The organism is Paraglaciecola sp. (assembly GCF_030730205.1).
Classification (GTDB): Bacteria; Pseudomonadota; Gammaproteobacteria; order Enterobacterales; family Alteromonadaceae; genus Paraglaciecola.
Genome location: NZ_JANQVQ010000127.1, coordinates 1 through 16030, shown reverse-complemented (window position 1 = coordinate 16030; position 16030 = coordinate 1). Strand labels below are relative to the sequence as shown.

Genomic DNA, 16030 nt, shown 5'->3' with positions numbered 1-16030 from the left:
CAGAGTTGGCAAACTGGCGCATGGAAGGAGCAGGAGAGCTGACGTTTTATGATGGCTGGATGCAAATGTATTCACCTGATGAACAAGGGCATCATGTATTGTGGTGCCCACACGATTTTCCTGATGCGTTTATTGCTCAGTGGCAAGTACAAAACCTGAAATTTGATGCGGGGTTGGTTATCGTATTTTTTGCTGCTCAGGGTGCAGGAGGCGAAGATATTTTTGACCCCAACCTTCCAGCCCGAGACGGCACCTTCACGCAATACACCTTGGGCGAAATCAATAGTTACCACATTTCATATTACGCCAACGCCGCCCATAACCCTGACCGAGCCCATGCTAACTTACGTAAAAACAACACCTTTAGTTTGTTGCAAGAGGGTGAAAAAGGCATTCCTACCCTATCTGACAGGGTTCACACCCTGACCTTAATTAAAAACGCTCAGCATATTCAAATGTACATCGACGAGCGCAAGATCATTGATTACACCGACAATCAGGCAGTCGTAGATGGGCTTAATATCGGCACGTCCTTAGGCGCCGGAAAAATGGGTTTTAGACAAATGCAGTGGACCAAATTTCAGTATCGTGATTTTAAGGTCTGGGCACTCGCGCAAAACGTTAAGTGACAATAAAGGCGTCAACAAACAAAATGCGTTACACCACAGAAGATCTGCTTCGGGGCATTGATTTTGGCGTAAATCGTGTAAGATACCTCATCAAACATGGCGTTATATTGAGTTGATGTATTGGCAAATTAATCTAACACCACCATGTATATGACGGTAACAGCCATTATCGGGCGCTGAGTTCAGACTCTAGAAGCCTTTATTTGTTTGTACACGCTTTGGAATCATTCATGACCTTGTTATTTTTATATCTAGCAATTGCTATCGGAGTCTCATTTTTATGCTCGGTATTGGAAGCCGTACTACTTTCAATCACGCCTAGCTATGTTGAACAAATTTCAGCATCCAATCCGCGCTCAGGTAAGGTCTTGACCAAAGTAAAAGAAAATTTAGACGAGTCTTTATCAAGCATTCTTATACTCAATACTTTTGCTCATACCATGGGTGCAGCAGGTGTGGGTTCGCAAGCGATTCGTATTTTTGGTGAGCAATGGGAAACCCTCATTGCCGTCATGTTAACTTTAGTGATTTTATATTTTTCTGAAATCATCCCTAAAACTTTAGGCGCAACCTTTTGGCGCACGCTAGCCACGCCTTCAGCCTACATTATTTCGTGGTTAATTAAGTTGGTTTATCCCTTGGTGTGGCTTGCTACTGGTATCACTCGTTTGTTTAGTGCAAACAAAGAAAATGAAATTACCCGTGAAGAAATTATCGCCTTGGCATCTCTTGGGCACAGAGATGGCACTTTGTTCGCCCAAGAGAACGAGTATCTATCAAATCTGTTAAAACTGAGAGAGTTTAAAACCGAGCAAATATTAACGCCCCGTTCGGTGGTGCATACCTTAGATCAAACCCTAACCGTCAAACAGGCGCTTGATTTAGCAGGCACTCAACAATTTACCCGCATTCCGGTTTATGGTGAAAATATTGACGACATTAAAGGCAAGGTCCTACGTAATAAATTGTTCGAAGCTGAGCGCGCGGGTTATGGTGACCAAGCGATTAGCGATTTTATGCAACCCCTAATTAGGGTGTCTGAAAAACTCCCTGTGCAGCAGCTGCTTGACTTATTTATTAAAAATCGGACCCATTTGGTATTAGTCGAAGACGAATACGGCCAAACGGCTGGTGTGGCGTCTTTGGAAGACGCCATCGAAACCCTTATAGGTCGTGAAATCATTGACGAAAGCGACACCGTGACCGACATGCAAGCCTTAGCTCGCAATAATTACCGTGATCGTTTACGGGCTAAGAAAAAGTCGGCACAAGAGACCAGCAACAAACCATAAAAACCCAGGGCAAATAAGCGTTGCGCTCAGTGTGTCGGCGCTCTTTTTTACGCCCAGAAAATCATTCATCATTGTAAAATAAAGCGTTCTACATGCCGATTTACAACCGCCTCTGCCTTGGTGCTCATATTAATATTGCTCAAGGTAATCTGCTGCACCGGCGCCTCTTGTTGTCCCTCGATACGACACAGATGCTCAGCTTGTTGGGCTTGAATAGTATCAAGGTATATCTGCTCAATGATGGTTAGCCGCCTTTCGTAAGTAGGCACTAACTCTCGCCACTGGTAAAGCACATCGGTTTCTATCACTAGCGCTGCGCCACCTAATTTTTGCGCGCGGATATTCTGCATATAAATATGTTTGACCACTCCACCACAGCGCTCATTGGTTTTGATATACAGCAAATTCCCTGCATCTTGGTAATCGGTTTGACCATCAAATTGGCAATCCTGAATCAGCACATTCTCGATGCCCGCTGACAGTTCGCTGCCAATGGCAACTAAATGATGAGCACACTTGATATGACAGCGCCTGATCACGATATTTTTACTGGGCACATTTAAGCGCCAACCATCCTGATTACGCCCCGCCTTAAGTGCGATAGCGTCATCCCCTTGATCGAATATGCAATCTTCTATCAGCATATTTTGGGTCATTTCGGGGTCAACCCCATCATTGTTATGGCCGTGAGCCCTGACACTCACTTTGCGAATAACCACATCGCGACATAAAAAAGGATGCAGCACCCAAAAGGGGCTATTTTCAATTTGAATGTTTTCTACCAAAACATGTTTACAGCGATTGAACTGAATAAAATGGGGCCGCAGATGCGCACCATCAAATACCATCTGGCGCTGCTCGACAGGTTCATATTTAGCCGCTTGATGATACAAACCGGCCAACGCTTCCATATGGGCGTTGGGTCTTGCACCCCAGGGTGTCCACACATCCATTTGTGCCAGCAACGTACCCTTGCCCGAAATAGCCACATGTTCACACGCCAAGGCATAAATCAGCGGCGAATAGTTGTAACACTCCATACCTTCCCAACTGGTTAATACCGCTGGTAGGTAGTCTGTCGGCAAGGCCGAAAACAGCAACGTTGCCCCCTGCGCCACATGCAAATTTACATAACTTTTTAAGTGAATTTTACCGCATAACCAGGTCCCTGCAGGAACAATAACCGTACCGCCCCCTTGGGCATTTGCCGCCTCTATAGCATGAGCAATAGCCTGGTTATTGGCCGCCTTTGCTAGATCATCACGGCCCTGTTGCGCCCCAAAATCAACAATATCAAAGAGGGGACAATCGCTAAAATCTGGAACACCAATCATCGGCATATCAAAAGGCGCAGAGAGTTGTATATTTTCTGTTTGCATAACGCTAAAGGGCCTTAGTCAGTTTAACTACCATCGGGTTTGGTGGCGACAAAGCGAGGACTCATAGGTACGGTCCAATGTTCAAATTGATTGGGGTTTGCAGGGCTATAAGCCTGCTGGTTATCAATGAGGTAATCAGTCAAAGGCAGCCTGATGTCAAGCATGCCTTTAATAACACACAAGGCGATTTCATTGGCCCCAAAATAATTGAAATGCGTATTATCTTTAAGGGCTTGGGGCTGACTTGGAAAGGTATTAGCCGGATATTGCACAAAAGCTTGCCGAGAAGATTCATCCCCCCAGCTTTCGTATAACTCAGTGGTCAATTGAGTTAAGTCTATCAGCGGAACCTGTTTGTCAGTTGCGACTTTTCTAATGGCCGCAGGATAGTCACCATGGGTAGGTTTCAAGGTTCCGTCGGCATTAAAAAAGCGTCGCTGGACCGGCGTGAGCAATACCGCGATAGCCTGTTTTGCTTGCACCCGTTCGATATATTCATTTAATAAGTCAGCATACGATTGCCACGGACCAATGCCCTCACCACGACGTTTTTCATCATTGTGGGCAAACTGAATAAAGACATAATCACCGGGTTTAACTAACGACAGAATTTTTTCAAGGCGATGTTCAGCTTTAAATGAATATAACGACGCCCCCGATACCGCATAATTTGCCACCACAATAGTCGGTTTAAGGTATTGGGTAATCAACTGCCCCCACGAAGCCCAAGGCTCAACATCTTGGTCGGTCACAGTGGAATCACCGGCTAAATACATCGTCGTTATGTCAGCAAGCGGCGTAATCGCAATGCGCCTAATGGCAGAGCCTGCGGCAAACTCAAGTGTCAGTTTGTTGTCCCAGTTTACATCGTCACGTTCACGCTCTTTTAGGGCAATTCGTTTTTCACTTGAAATAATCGGGCTGCGCACATCCACCATAAACCGACGCGTGATGTGTTGGCCTTTGACCACCTTAATTTGATTGAGCATCAGGCGCCGCGATTCTGCTTTTACGGTATTAGTAGACGCAGCAAGATCACTGCCTAATGTCAGTTCAACTTGATAATGCCCTTGTGGCAAATCCACTGAAAAATACAGGCTTTGCTGGGCACCCACACTGTGCGGTTCAACTATCACCTGAGCAGCAGTATTAAAATCAAAACCAAAACCACGGGCTTGGTTGTATTTTACAGCTTGAGTAAGGGCGGTGGCATCAACGTCAGACGCTTGGCTACCTAAGTCAAAAACGCGACTGCCTGCAACGGTGCTTGTCGTAAATAAGCACATGAAAATAAACGAAAAAAAGGCACGCAACATCATCACCAGTTTACCTATTACCACATTAAAAAATCGCTGGCCTTGGCCATGGCGATTTTCCAGCGAGTGAATATTAATATTAATCGTTAGCCGGTTTATCTACGTCGGTAACCAGCACTTTACCGTTTGACGTCCACGCACTGAGGCGCTTTTCCCAGTCAGTTACGTCCCAGTTAAAGGTGTTAGCCAGACTGATCGCATCGCGCAGATGATCAACTGCCTTGGCTAGGTCCCGCGAGGGCTGAGAATAAAAGCGCATGGCCTGCAAAAATTCGTAGTCAGGATTGCGTTGTTCGTTCTCTGGCACCTGTGCAAGAAAGTCACCGGCCTGTTCGGCATTCTGCAGGCTAGGCTCTGTTGCCAGCAGCGTAATCTCGGCGGCGCCCAACAAAGCCGGAGTATAAGTATCAGCGGCGGCCTGCTTAAACCAAAACAGAGCTTTGTGTTCGTCGCGCTCCACATAAGGACTGTCCAGCAACAAGCGGCCTAAGCGATAGCGGGCTTTTGTCACGCCAGCCTTGCTGGCTTCATTTAGCCAGTGCACTGCAGCGCTAATATCCTGCTGTTCACGGTACAACAATGACCCTAATTCATATTGCGCCAGCGGATGTCCGGCCGTTGACAATCGCGCAAGAACGCCTTGCAACTCGTGTTTATCAGCGGTCAGCCACGGAAAGGTCATCAGGGCGACGGCATACTGATACTGATCGTCAATCGTACTGCTGCTTTTAAGTTTTTTCACCCGCCTGTTCAGGCCGTTATAAAAACGTTCAAATTGCTCAGTGCGGATGAATGCACGGTTGTAGCCAGACATGCCGAGGTAACTGCGCTGAAAAAAACTCACGGCCTGATCGTCAAATTTGGGCTGAGCAAAGCGTTTTGTGATGAGTAAACTCAGCGCGGGTTTAATGTAGCCATTGACCTGCAAAGGCTGTGGATTACGTACCGACCCATCACGGCCAATCTCATAATCTACCACGGCAAAATAATTGCGGTCTTGTGCAGTGACCGCGTTTGGGCGCCCCAATAGCAGATAGTCAATAGATGCGGACTCCTGTGAAAGCCCGGTCGTGACAAGGGCTTCACTTATATTAATATCGTACTTGTCGTGAAAATCCACTGAAGCTGCGCTGCCATCAGGATCCACAAACTCAATTTTATACCCGTCTGGCACTGATTTAAGCGTAGGAAAATATTTCTGCTGCACCACCGCCATGCCATACCGGGCTTTGATAGCTGTTAGTACTTGCTCAATAGCAGGGCCTTGTTCTTCGGTGGCCAAGGCCAGTATGTCTGCGCTGACTTGCTGCGCATCGCTAAACTGTTGTTCTGCAGCCAAGCTAAACCACATTAGCGCCTTAAAGCGGTCTGCTTCTGTGCCCAAACCCTGATAATGCATCAACCCAAGTTGATAAAACGCCTGCGCGTTACCCAGTTCTGCCAGTTGCTGATAGTCATTGAGCGCCTGTTCATATTGCCCCACTTGAAAATGTTCATTGGCCTGAAATATGTCCATCGCTCTCAGTGGCAGCGCAGTTAAGCTGCCCACCCAAACCAAAGCACACAGTCGTTTTATCATCTTAGTCATCACGTAAATCCTTGTCGTAACCTTAACTATCAGCCAAGCGAATCTTAACTGCGCGATCTGCCGAGTACTTTTGGGGAGAATTGGCCGCTGAATGGGTTACCTGGTATTCACTGTTTTCAACTAAAGGCGGGTAGCCAAAAGCAGCGGAGTTAATATTTCACCTCATGGCATATGAAAAACCTGGGGCAGGTCAACCGCCACCGGGCTGTTATCCGGGTTGGCTTGCATAATGTCGCCCATGTACGCCCACCAGCGCTGCATGACAGCAGTGGCCGGCAGTTCACTCATGGTGTGATCCTCTTTACGCCACAAAACACCGAATAATTGCAACGTTTGCGGATGCAGAAAAATTGAATAATCCTCTATCCCAGCCTGTTTGAGTTCATCTACCAATTCTGGCCAGATTTCATCATGACGTTTTTTATATTCGGCTTCACAACCTGCATTGAGCTGCATCACAAATGCGATTTTTTCCATCTTTTTACTCCTTAATCTTGGGATACACTGCGCGCCAAAGGAAGGGCTCAATGCTGAGCGTGCCACTGGCAATCGCCTTCCCAGTAAGTGCATCTGTCCCACCGTTTGGCAAAGTAAGTTCACCACCTTCACCATTCATATTGGTGACTATCCATAAGATTCGGCCATCAGCCTCTACACGAGGCGCAACAATCGTACCTTGGCTAACTTGATAATGGCCTTTCACTTTGGCTAGTTCGATACAATGTTGTAGTACCGCATCGATCATAGCTTGTGCGTTATCACCAAAGGGCTGAACCCCCAGTACCACAATGTGACCTTTGCCGATTTTTCGCTGAGTAATGAAGGCCCGTTCGGCGGCAGCGCCATCGTCAATACGACCTATGACCTGCGTACCGCTCTTAACTTGCATGGCGGCACACCAGCCGCTTAACTCAGCGGTGATACCAAAGGCCGTGCCCTTGGATCCCGTATCGGTCAATGGCACTACAAACTCAGTATTTACCCCAGCAAATTTATCCAGCAAACCTAATCCAGCCGTAGTGGGGACGGTATGTTCTTTTCCACGCGTTCCTGTTACTGGGCCTACTAACCACACACCACCTTGTTCAACAAAGGCTAAAGTGCGCTGCATAAAGTCTTCGCTTACGTAGGGCATCGCGGGGGTAATCAACACTTGCAATCCATCTAATGCCGCGTTTTCAAAACGCACATCTCGGTGGTAACCCAAATCCATAATGTAGCTGTGCCACATTGCAACCACATCACGGTAACGACGTGGAAAACCTTGACGTTTATCAAGGCCTTCGGTTTCAATCATCGCACGGGCATGATCGGAATACGTGATCCCAATCGCAGCGCCTTGCACTGTGCTGTTAACCAGTAACGGTTCTAGCTGTTGGCGGCTTTCGTCAACCTGCTTGACCTGCGAATACCCCACCGAAGGCTGAAACCATGAACTCATGATGGCGCTATGGGGCAATTCAGCACCGCTGCGCTGTTGGCGCCACAACCAATAGCTAAAACCTTCACCACCTAAGCTGTAAATCAACGCCGATTCTGCGGCCAAAAATCCCTTAGGATGCAGGGTATGGTGGTTACCTAACCAGCCGTTATGTGCCACGCTGGTTTCCATTAACCAAAACGGGCGCCCCGGTATAGCTGAGCGATACATATCCGAGCGAAACACCAGTGCTGCCCACTGTTCACTGCTGGGATAGGCATCGAAAGAGGCAAAGTCTAGAGCCTGCATCGAACGTTCGTGATGAATATTAAACGCCGGATTATCGTTGTGGGTAACGGGCGCAGCAGAATACTGATTCAGTATGTCACTTTGTGCTTTCATAAAATCTGCGATACTTTCACGGCAGAACATTTTGTAGGCGGTACTTAACGACGCGCTATGTAAAAACGGGGTTTTAACCGGTGCAGGCACTTGTTCGAATCGCTGATAATGTTGGCTCCACATATGGGTGCCCCACGCATCATTGAGCTTTTCAATACGCCCGAAACGGTTTTTCAACCATTGATGCCAGTTTGCTACCGCAGCATCACTAAAATCTTCAGCCACGTGGGCTTTCATTTCGTTGTCTATTTGCCAGCCAATCAACGCAGGGTGTTGACCAAATTCCTTGGCCATCGCTTTAATAATAGTAAAACAGGCTTTTTGCACTTCAGGGTGTTCATAACTAGCGTGTTGGCGCGCACCATGACTCATGATCACACCGTTTTCATCTTTAAAGCAGCGTTCGGGATGGCCATGGGTCAGCCAGATGGGCGGTGTTGCCGTCGGCGTGCACATGATCACATCAATACCCGCGGCATGGCACTTGTCCATCACCATCGTAAACAGGTCTAAGGAAATTTTACCTTGCTCGGGCTCAGTTGTTGACCAGCTGAATTCACCCATGCGCACCACGTTAATACCCAGCTTGAGCATTTCTTGAATGTCGCGATCAATCTCTGCTATTGGCCATAATTCGGGATAATAACACACGCCATGAAACAGTTTTTTCATGGCGTAAGGCGAGCGTTGCTTGCTCGGTTTTTGAGCGGCAGATAATAAAGTAGAATGGCTGGTCGCACCCAACCCTAATGTTGCTGTTGCTACGCCCAAGCCACTGAATTTAAACATCTCACGTCGGGTCATTTTCATTATTCGTTTCCTTATTCGTAGTGGCAGATTTTACCTTGTAATATCGCCGTCTTTCGCTACTAAGCTTACGGATGGCCTAGTACCTGTTTACTCATTTGCAAATCATTGCCCATATCTTCCATTTTGAAAATCTGCAGGCGGGTATGGGGCTGTTTAAAATAGCGATGCAGGGCCATCATTAACTGACCATCAAAGGTGGTAAAAATATTGCCATGGCCCCGATCGCCACTAATTAGTGGCTCATTGCGCTGCGTCCAATTTCCACTGAGTTTGCCGTTGTCAGAAAAGGCAATAGAGGTGGTATAAGCCTTGGATTTATCTTTGTTCCAGCTCGACCATAACAGCATCAGCTGACCCGTTTTGCTCATGTAAGGCCACGGGCCATCGGATACCACTGCTTCAATGTCTTTGCCGTCAAAGCGCGTCGTTCTGGCAGTCCAGTCTGCATCCGCAGCACTAAACAAGGTAATGGGCTGACCAATGGTGCCGGACAAATCACTCGTCAGACGAATGGCTTTAAATAACCCAGCACCGGTTTGGATCCACTCCTGACAATAAATCATCCACGGCTGGCCATCTTCAATCCACAAGGTGCCATCTAAGGCCATTTCGTTGGCTGGTGTATGGCTTTGATTGCTAAAACGTTTAAACGGGCCAAGAGGCGAATCACCCACCAAAATCTGCGAACCGCGTGTGACCATTGGCGGACGACCGTCCTGTACTTCAAGAATGTTGTGATAGTGATGAAAGGTCAGAAACAAGTAATATTTATCCTGATAATACGCCACTTCTGGTGCCCATGGTGCATGTTCACTTTGCGCCCAGCTATCAGGCTCAATGTCATAAATCAGTTTTGGTCCGTGCCAGCTGATTAAATCGTCACTCCAGTAAGCTTCTACACCGGCACGCTTATTCGGCGCATCGAGATTTTCCTGCGGGTGACCATAGTGAAAACTGTCATACACGTAATATTTTTTTGATACCGGATCGGCCAGTATCGCTGGATCGTGGATATTCAAGGTATCGACATGATGAATGTTACGTTCAGGCACCGAAGAAGCGGGTATGTTGACAGGTAATACAACAGGCTCAGAATGGGCTGATGCTAATTGCCACACCAGCATTAAACCCCATGCACCTAACTTTCCATAACAAGCTTTTGATTTCATCAGGCTATCTTCAAAAACAGACCGAGCCAACATGAGTTAGGCCCGGCAAATGATGTTATTCATTGTCAGCCAGCCGTGAATCGGCTGGCTGTGAGTAAGCGGCTGTTTTTCAACCTTTACAGTTTGTAGCTAAAACCAACTGAGTACTCACGACCTGCCCATTGCAAATCTGACGAACGGCCAGGACCTGCGTTGACATGATAGACCTCACCGGTAAGGTTACGGGCATCCGCGTACACTTTCAGATTAGGCGACACGGTATAAGTCAGCTTACTGTCAAGGTAACCCGCGTCATCAACATAAGCCGGATTACCTGAACGGTCTGCCGCATTTCTTAAATACTCACTGCGGAAGTTATACGATAATTTAAAACTCCACTTTTCATTTTCATAAAAGCCAGTCAAGTTGTAACTGTCCTTAGACTGAGAGGGAAACTCCAGCTCTTCTCCGGTCAAACGGTTGAAAAGACCAACATTGTCTGCTTCCATATAGGTGTAGTTAGCCGTTGCGCCAAGGCCATTAAAGGGTTCGGGTAACATTGAAAATACCGTAGAAGCTTGGAACTCAAGCCCTTTGGTTTTTACTCCACTACCATTCAATTTCTGACGCACATCCCACAGTCTTCCGTCACCAAAAAAGTCCACGTCAAAGCGAGTATCAGGGTCAATGATCCAGCTAGTGATATCTTTAGTGAAGTACGCTACCGATACAATCGACTCCTCATCCGGATACCAGTTTAGCGCCAGGTCAAACTGGTTAGCGCGGTAAGGTTCAAGTGCCGGATTACCTGCCGTACAGTTGTCTGGCGTATTGTCAATTTGCGCCTGAGTATTTTTACGCAAGGTACAGGTTGCATTTACGTTCATATCAGTAATGATTGGACGCGCCATCACTTTTGCCACGCCAACATAAAACACCAGTTCGTCTGGGATCAACGAAACATTCAGGTTAAAACTGGGCAAATAATCCGTGTAGTCAGATTCAATGGTTTTACGCCCAAGAAAAAAGTCTGGATGTTCTTCATCGGGAAGAACTTGACGCGATGGGTAAGTGCCGGTGGTCTCATTAAAGATTGGATCACCATTTTCATCCAGCTCATCAACGATGACGTTAATTCGCACATTTCCGTTGGTGGCATTTTTAGTTTCTACCGCTCGTATCCCAAAGTTACCCGAGTAAGTAAAGCCCATCAGTTCGCTTTCAAAATTGGCCTGCAGATAGACTGCCTGTGTTTTTACTGAAACATCATAGTTGCCGTTTTGAACATTCAGGTCTTCACGAGTGGTATTGTCAGCAGAAACCGCCTGCAGCGCTTCCAATACGGCCGGTGAGTCCAACGCCAGCCAAGAACCTAATGAGTCAACGCTTAAATCGTAGCCTTTAAAGAACTCGTCGGTTTCAACCATTCTGCCGCCCAACAGTTCTGCCTGATCCTCAATGGTCCACACCACACCGTTGTATGCTGTGCCTACGTTGCGGTCAATGTCATAGCGGTAATTCCAGTTGGCAAATTTTTGTTCTGTTCGCTGATAACCAGAGCGCAGTAGTACCCAAAAATCAGAATCGGGAATATAGGTAACATCAACTTTACCCATGGTTTCTTCACTTTCGTCCTTAGCAGGACGGTAATCGAAGCTGGTACCACCGACATAACTATAGGGGTCGTTAATGTCGAGTTTGTTGGAGGTATCTGTTAAATCATCGGGATTGCGGATATAAGCATCGGTTAAATCCAGCGCTGACAAACCTTCGTCGTTTAAGCTTACTTTCATGTCAACCAGACCTCCGGCCCAGGCACTGACACTGCGCGAATCAATATCTTGATCAGTGGTAGAACGTGCCAATACTCCTTCTACTCTCCATGCATCATTTCTAAATTGGAAACCCGTTTCAAACTGCGTTGATTTTTGGTCCCAGTCAAATTCTAATACGCGGTTACTGATAGATGCATTGGCAGTTTCAAAATAACGCACGTTATGCAGGTCATCGACCACGACTGATTCGGGTTTGATCCGGGCAGTAGACTGGGTTTCGAACTGTAAGTTAATGTCTTTAGCGGTTTTATCGCGATTATTGTAGGTGTAGCTGGCGTGGGCCGAGAGCATGTCATTAAACGCATACTGCACCATGGCATTGGCAGATATGCGCTCTTCCTGACGCTGCCACATACCATAGCGGGGTAAATAAGGGTTAAAATCTAACCACTGCGCTTCACAGTTAGCTTGATTAGAACTGGTTGCACAATCGGCTTTATCAGTGACCGATGCAAAACTTGGATCAACTACAGTTTTTTCAGGTGAGTTATCATAGTCGGCAAAACGTGCCCATTCGGTATTTCGCAAGGCATGAGTCAGCGTGGTTTTATCCGCGCCGGTCACATTCAGTAAAACACCAAAATCGTCACTGAATTTGTGTACACCGGTCAGGTTGAATTTAGGCATAACGTCACCAATCAAATCGTTATACTGGCCTTCGCCTGACACCGAGAAAAAATCTTCTTTAAATTCGTTAGGCTTACGGGTATTAACTTGAATTGTACCGCCTATACCGCCTTCGGTAAGACGTGCTTCAGAGCCTTTAATTACGTCCAAAGATTTAACTAATTCAGAGGCCATATCACGAAAATCTACCGCGCGTGATCCGCCCATACCCAAGGCACCGACACTATTTACTTCAACGCGTAATAATTGTGGGTCAACACCACGGATACTGACAGACGCACCTTCACCTTGATCCCGGGCTAGCTGAATACCGGGAATGCGCTGCAATGCTTCTGCTACGTTTTTATCTGGAAATTCACCAATATCTTCAGCCACCAAAGAATCCTGCATGGTGCCGGCTTGTTTTTTACGATCCAGCGCACTGCGCTGACTAAACCGAATACCGGTGACTTCAATCACTTCAGTTTCTTCTTTGCTTTGCTCAGCAGAGGTTTGACTGGTAACTGCAGTCGTTTCTTGTGCATAAGCCGAATTTGCAGCAAGGGCTCCAAATGTCGCCGTTGCAAAAAGAATCGAAGTAATGTGACTCGCAATTGCCTTTCTGGTAAAGGGGATTAAAGGACTTTGCGAGCCTTGGGCAATACGCTGCTTGATGTGTGTCATTGTCGCCTCTGTGATGTTAGCAGGTTGGGTTAATTGTTATTTACAAAATACGATTGTTAATATTTTGTTTACAGGGCGTATCCTAATTGCCCTAAATGTCAACGTCAACAACAATCAATCATTAGCAATCATTAACAGCCATTAATAATCACTAAGTTCATATTTGAATATTGCTTATCTGGGCGGTCTGGTTAAACGTTTAAATGCGTCGAGAAAGTCTGAAAGGCCTTTACCAACAGGGTTTCAGCCAGGAATTAACAGCTCAACCGAGGTCATTTTGATGACGACAAAATGACCTCGGTTGACATTTGGCTTGAGGGAAGTGATTAGTCTTGTGCGAGGCTGTGGAGCAAGGTCATTATTTTTTCGACATTTTCAGGGTGAGTACTTTCTAATATGGTATGAATAAAAGGCTTACGTTTTTTTATTAAGTTAATTAAATGTTGATGATTCATTAGGCCAGTACCAGAGGGTAAGTCACCGGATTTTAAACCATCCACCAGCACAAAATCTTTACAGTGAATGGCAACGATACGCTCACCAAACAATTCAAAGGCTTGGTCCATCAACTGTTCTTGTTGTGCACATTCATCAAGCGGAAAAAAGTTAACGGGGTCATAGATTATCTGCACATTAGGGGAGTCAACCAAGTCCAGCATTCGCACCATCTTGGCATACGAGTGAACCACATGATGATGGGCCACGCCTTCAATACCCACAATACTGCCGTATTTTTCAGCGGTTCTGGCCAGGCGTTTTACCGCTGCAACCAACTCCAAGAACGCCTCTTCACTTTGGCTATCAGGGTGATAAGTACAATCGGCATTCCGCGAGCCTGTTTCGGTACCCACAATGGCACAACCAAAATCACGGGCAAAACGTAAATGTTCTTCAAAGCGCTGTAAAGATTGCTCCTTTATCACCGGATCAGGATGAATGGGATTAATATAACAGCCCAACACCGCAATATTAATGCCCTGAGCGGCAAAAACATCTCTGACATGATTGGCAAAACCGGGGCTTAACTGCCCTGCTTGTTCTTTAATAAAAGGAAAAGATTTGGCCAGCGCAAGTTGAATGCAAGCAGGGCCGAATGGGGCGAGTTTTGCAGCAATTTCAGTAGGTGTGCCTTGGCCATAATCATGGGCGCGTAATCCGATATTAAGCATAACAATATTCTTCCAAAGTGATGCAGGGCAGCAACCACCTGCTTACCCTGAAATATAAGTGAGTGTTAGGGCTAGCGTCCTAAGATGAAGTGCAGCTCTTTCGCTACCGTAGCCGCGGTCAGTTTGGCACCCGCCTCGCTGGTATGCGTATGTTTGTCAGCAAACAGGGGCGCGACATTAGCCTGACCTAATACGTCATATTGCTGGGCGATAAGGTTGTGTAAATCGATAAACAGAGTGCCACTTTGCCGTGCTACTTGCTGCGCCCATTGAGGATAGCTATTGACTGCTCGGTCAATGCGCGGTGCATCATCTTGAAATATTTTACGTGGCACGGGCGAGCAAATAATCGGGGTAATTCCTAGTGCACGCGCCTCGCCTATCATTTTTCGTAAATACCAGCCATAACTATGCACGGTTTCAACGTCACCCGTAACCAGGTTATTAATCACTTCAAATTCAAAGCCAAGGCCTTTGATCGTGCCCCGTGCTCGTGTATCGTCATTTAGCGGCGCATTGTCGTTATGCCCAAATTGAATGAGTACATAGTCACCCGGCTTCATCATATTTAAAGCCCGTTGCCAGTGACCGCCTGTCACAAAAGTACGACTACTGAGACCACCAATTGCCCGATTAACCAGATTGAACTGTTTGTCACTAATGTGCTCTTTGATGAAATCTCCCCAGCCCCACTCGCCATTAGCACCATCTCCGGCACCATTGCGCACGGTAGAATCACCTACCATAAAAATGCTCGGTAAATTAGCATTGGCCACAAAAGGTTGGCGTAGCCAGGTGTATTGCGCCGCTGCGACGTTGCGGCCTAATTCTGAATACCACTGCTCATCTAAGGTAGGTTTTAGCCCTTTTAACGCTGCGATAATGGTCGATGCATGTAACTCGGCGCCAAGGGCATTAAAATGGGTATGGTCTTTGGTGTACAGTGCAGCGGTTTGTTCCATGCCCATAGCTTCAAGTGCGTCAGCAACCGGATTGCTTACGTCAATAAACGCCGTGTCTAACTCCCATGATAATTGATACATCCATCCACCGTATTGACCTGAACCGCGTTCGATACGACCTTGTTGCCAGATATTTCGAGCCGTAAGCGACAATAAAATAGGCGTAGCTTGTTTGGCTTTTACCTCTGCCACCATTTGGCGTATATAGTGGCCAAAGGTATAGACCCTCTCATCTTGTTTGCTCAGCAAATTATGAATATCTACACTCTCATCACCAAGACCCGGCAAGGTACCTCGCGCGCGACTATCGTCATTCACTGCACTGGCATCGTTATGGCCAAACTGAATTAACACCACATCGCCCGGCTGCACATCGTCAATCAGCTTTTGCCACAAACCCTCGCTAATAAACGTGCGCGTACTGCGGCCACCCCGCGCGCGGTTATCCACTTTAACCACACTACTGTCCAAGTACTTATCCAATACGGCTGCCCAGCCCTGATGCTGCGGATCGTTATAAGTGGCCGCCGTTGAATCACCCGCCACAAAGATAGTATGAGGCTGCCATGCGGGCTTTGGCTGCTCAGCCCATGCCCCGTTAATCAGGCATAAAAAGCTCAAGGCCACGACAAATTTGGCAAAAAAATGCTGCATATATTTTACTCTCGATTAAGCCTGTTGAAACGTAACACTCGGCATATAAAGCCACCAGGCTGGATGAAAATTCACAATAATGATTATTTTTGATTGTATATGAGTGAAAGTGCCGATTCAACACTGTTATTACAAA

The 16030-nt window shown here is 46.7% G+C and carries 11 protein-coding genes; 2 read left to right on the top strand and 9 right to left on the bottom strand.

The features are described from left to right. Both NWQ57_RS09350 and NWQ57_RS09345 read left to right on the top strand, forming a co-directional pair. Positions 1 to 629, top strand: a 629-nt coding sequence (locus NWQ57_RS09350) for a DUF1961 family protein (protein ID WP_306021886.1), incomplete at its 5' end; no start/stop codon positions are given. 230 nt (positions 630 to 859) lie between these two features. Next, complete coding sequence (locus NWQ57_RS09345; protein ID WP_306021885.1) at positions 860 to 1921, top strand: CNNM domain-containing protein; 1062 nt, start codon at positions 860 to 862, stop codon at positions 1919 to 1921. Between the two features lie 68 nt (positions 1922 to 1989). Here NWQ57_RS09345 and NWQ57_RS09340 read toward each other — a convergent pair whose 3' ends face one another. The 9 genes from NWQ57_RS09340 to NWQ57_RS09300 form a co-directional block, all read right to left on the bottom strand. Further along, on the bottom strand, positions 1990 to 3300 hold the full coding sequence (locus NWQ57_RS09340) for a glycoside hydrolase family 28 protein (RefSeq protein WP_306021884.1): 1311 nt from the start codon (positions 3298 to 3300) through the stop codon (positions 1990 to 1992). A gap of 23 nt (positions 3301 to 3323) precedes the next feature. After that, positions 3324 to 4619, bottom strand: coding sequence for a rhamnogalacturonan acetylesterase (locus NWQ57_RS09335; RefSeq protein WP_306021887.1), 1296 nt, complete (start codon positions 4617 to 4619; stop codon positions 3324 to 3326). A gap of 76 nt (positions 4620 to 4695) precedes the next feature. Then, positions 4696 to 6204 carry a tetratricopeptide repeat protein gene (locus NWQ57_RS09330; protein ID WP_306021883.1) on the bottom strand — a complete coding sequence of 503 codons (1509 nt, stop codon included), beginning with the start codon at positions 6202 to 6204 and terminating at the stop codon, positions 4696 to 4698. 162 nt (positions 6205 to 6366) lie between these two features. Further along, on the bottom strand, positions 6367 to 6681 hold the full coding sequence (gene rhaM / locus NWQ57_RS09325; protein ID WP_306021882.1) for an L-rhamnose mutarotase: 315 nt from the start codon (positions 6679 to 6681) through the stop codon (positions 6367 to 6369). A gap of 4 nt (positions 6682 to 6685) precedes the next feature. Beyond that, on the bottom strand, positions 6686 to 8836 hold the full coding sequence (locus NWQ57_RS09320; RefSeq protein ID WP_306021881.1) for a beta-galactosidase: 2151 nt from the start codon (positions 8834 to 8836) through the stop codon (positions 6686 to 6688). A gap of 65 nt (positions 8837 to 8901) precedes the next feature. Next, on the bottom strand, positions 8902 to 10005 hold the full coding sequence (locus NWQ57_RS09315; RefSeq protein WP_306021880.1) for a glycoside hydrolase family 43 protein: 1104 nt from the start codon (positions 10003 to 10005) through the stop codon (positions 8902 to 8904). Between the two features lie 116 nt (positions 10006 to 10121). Next, positions 10122 to 13109 (bottom strand): TonB-dependent receptor, encoded by a 2988-nt coding sequence (locus tag NWQ57_RS09310; RefSeq protein ID WP_306021879.1) that lies wholly within the window; start codon positions 13107 to 13109, stop codon positions 10122 to 10124. A gap of 326 nt (positions 13110 to 13435) precedes the next feature. Further along, entirely contained in the window at positions 13436 to 14278 is an 843-nt protein-coding gene (locus NWQ57_RS09305) for a sugar phosphate isomerase/epimerase (RefSeq protein ID WP_306021878.1), read from the bottom strand. 71 nt (positions 14279 to 14349) lie between these two features. After that, entirely contained in the window at positions 14350 to 15894 is a 1545-nt protein-coding gene (locus tag NWQ57_RS09300) for a rhamnogalacturonan acetylesterase (RefSeq protein ID WP_306021877.1), read from the bottom strand. Positions 15895 to 16030: the final 136 nt, after the last annotated feature.

Excerpts from the sequence above, each read along its gene's own strand:
- rhaM (WP_306021882.1), bottom strand. The coding sequence starts at position 6,681 with ATGGAAAAAATCGCATTTGTGATGCAGCTCAATGCAGGTTGTGAAGCC.
- NWQ57_RS09345 (WP_306021885.1), top strand. The coding sequence starts at position 860 with ATGACCTTGTTATTTTTATATCTAGCAATTGCTATCGGAGTCTCATTT.
- NWQ57_RS09310 (WP_306021879.1), bottom strand. The coding sequence starts at position 13,109 with ATGACACACATCAAGCAGCGTATTGCCCAAGGCTCGCAAAGTCCTTTA.
- NWQ57_RS09300 (WP_306021877.1), bottom strand. The coding sequence starts at position 15,894 with ATGCAGCATTTTTTTGCCAAATTTGTCGTGGCCTTGAGCTTTTTATGC.
- NWQ57_RS09315 (WP_306021880.1), bottom strand. The coding sequence starts at position 10,005 with ATGAAATCAAAAGCTTGTTATGGAAAGTTAGGTGCATGGGGTTTAATG.
- NWQ57_RS09305 (WP_306021878.1), bottom strand. The coding sequence starts at position 14,278 with ATGCTTAATATCGGATTACGCGCCCATGATTATGGCCAAGGCACACCT.
- NWQ57_RS09320 (WP_306021881.1), bottom strand. The coding sequence starts at position 8,836 with ATGAAAATGACCCGACGTGAGATGTTTAAATTCAGTGGCTTGGGCGTA.
- NWQ57_RS09330 (WP_306021883.1), bottom strand. The coding sequence starts at position 6,204 with ATGACTAAGATGATAAAACGACTGTGTGCTTTGGTTTGGGTGGGCAGC.
- NWQ57_RS09335 (WP_306021887.1), bottom strand. The coding sequence starts at position 4,619 with ATGATGTTGCGTGCCTTTTTTTCGTTTATTTTCATGTGCTTATTTACG.
- NWQ57_RS09340 (WP_306021884.1), bottom strand. The coding sequence starts at position 3,300 with ATGCAAACAGAAAATATACAACTCTCTGCGCCTTTTGATATGCCGATG.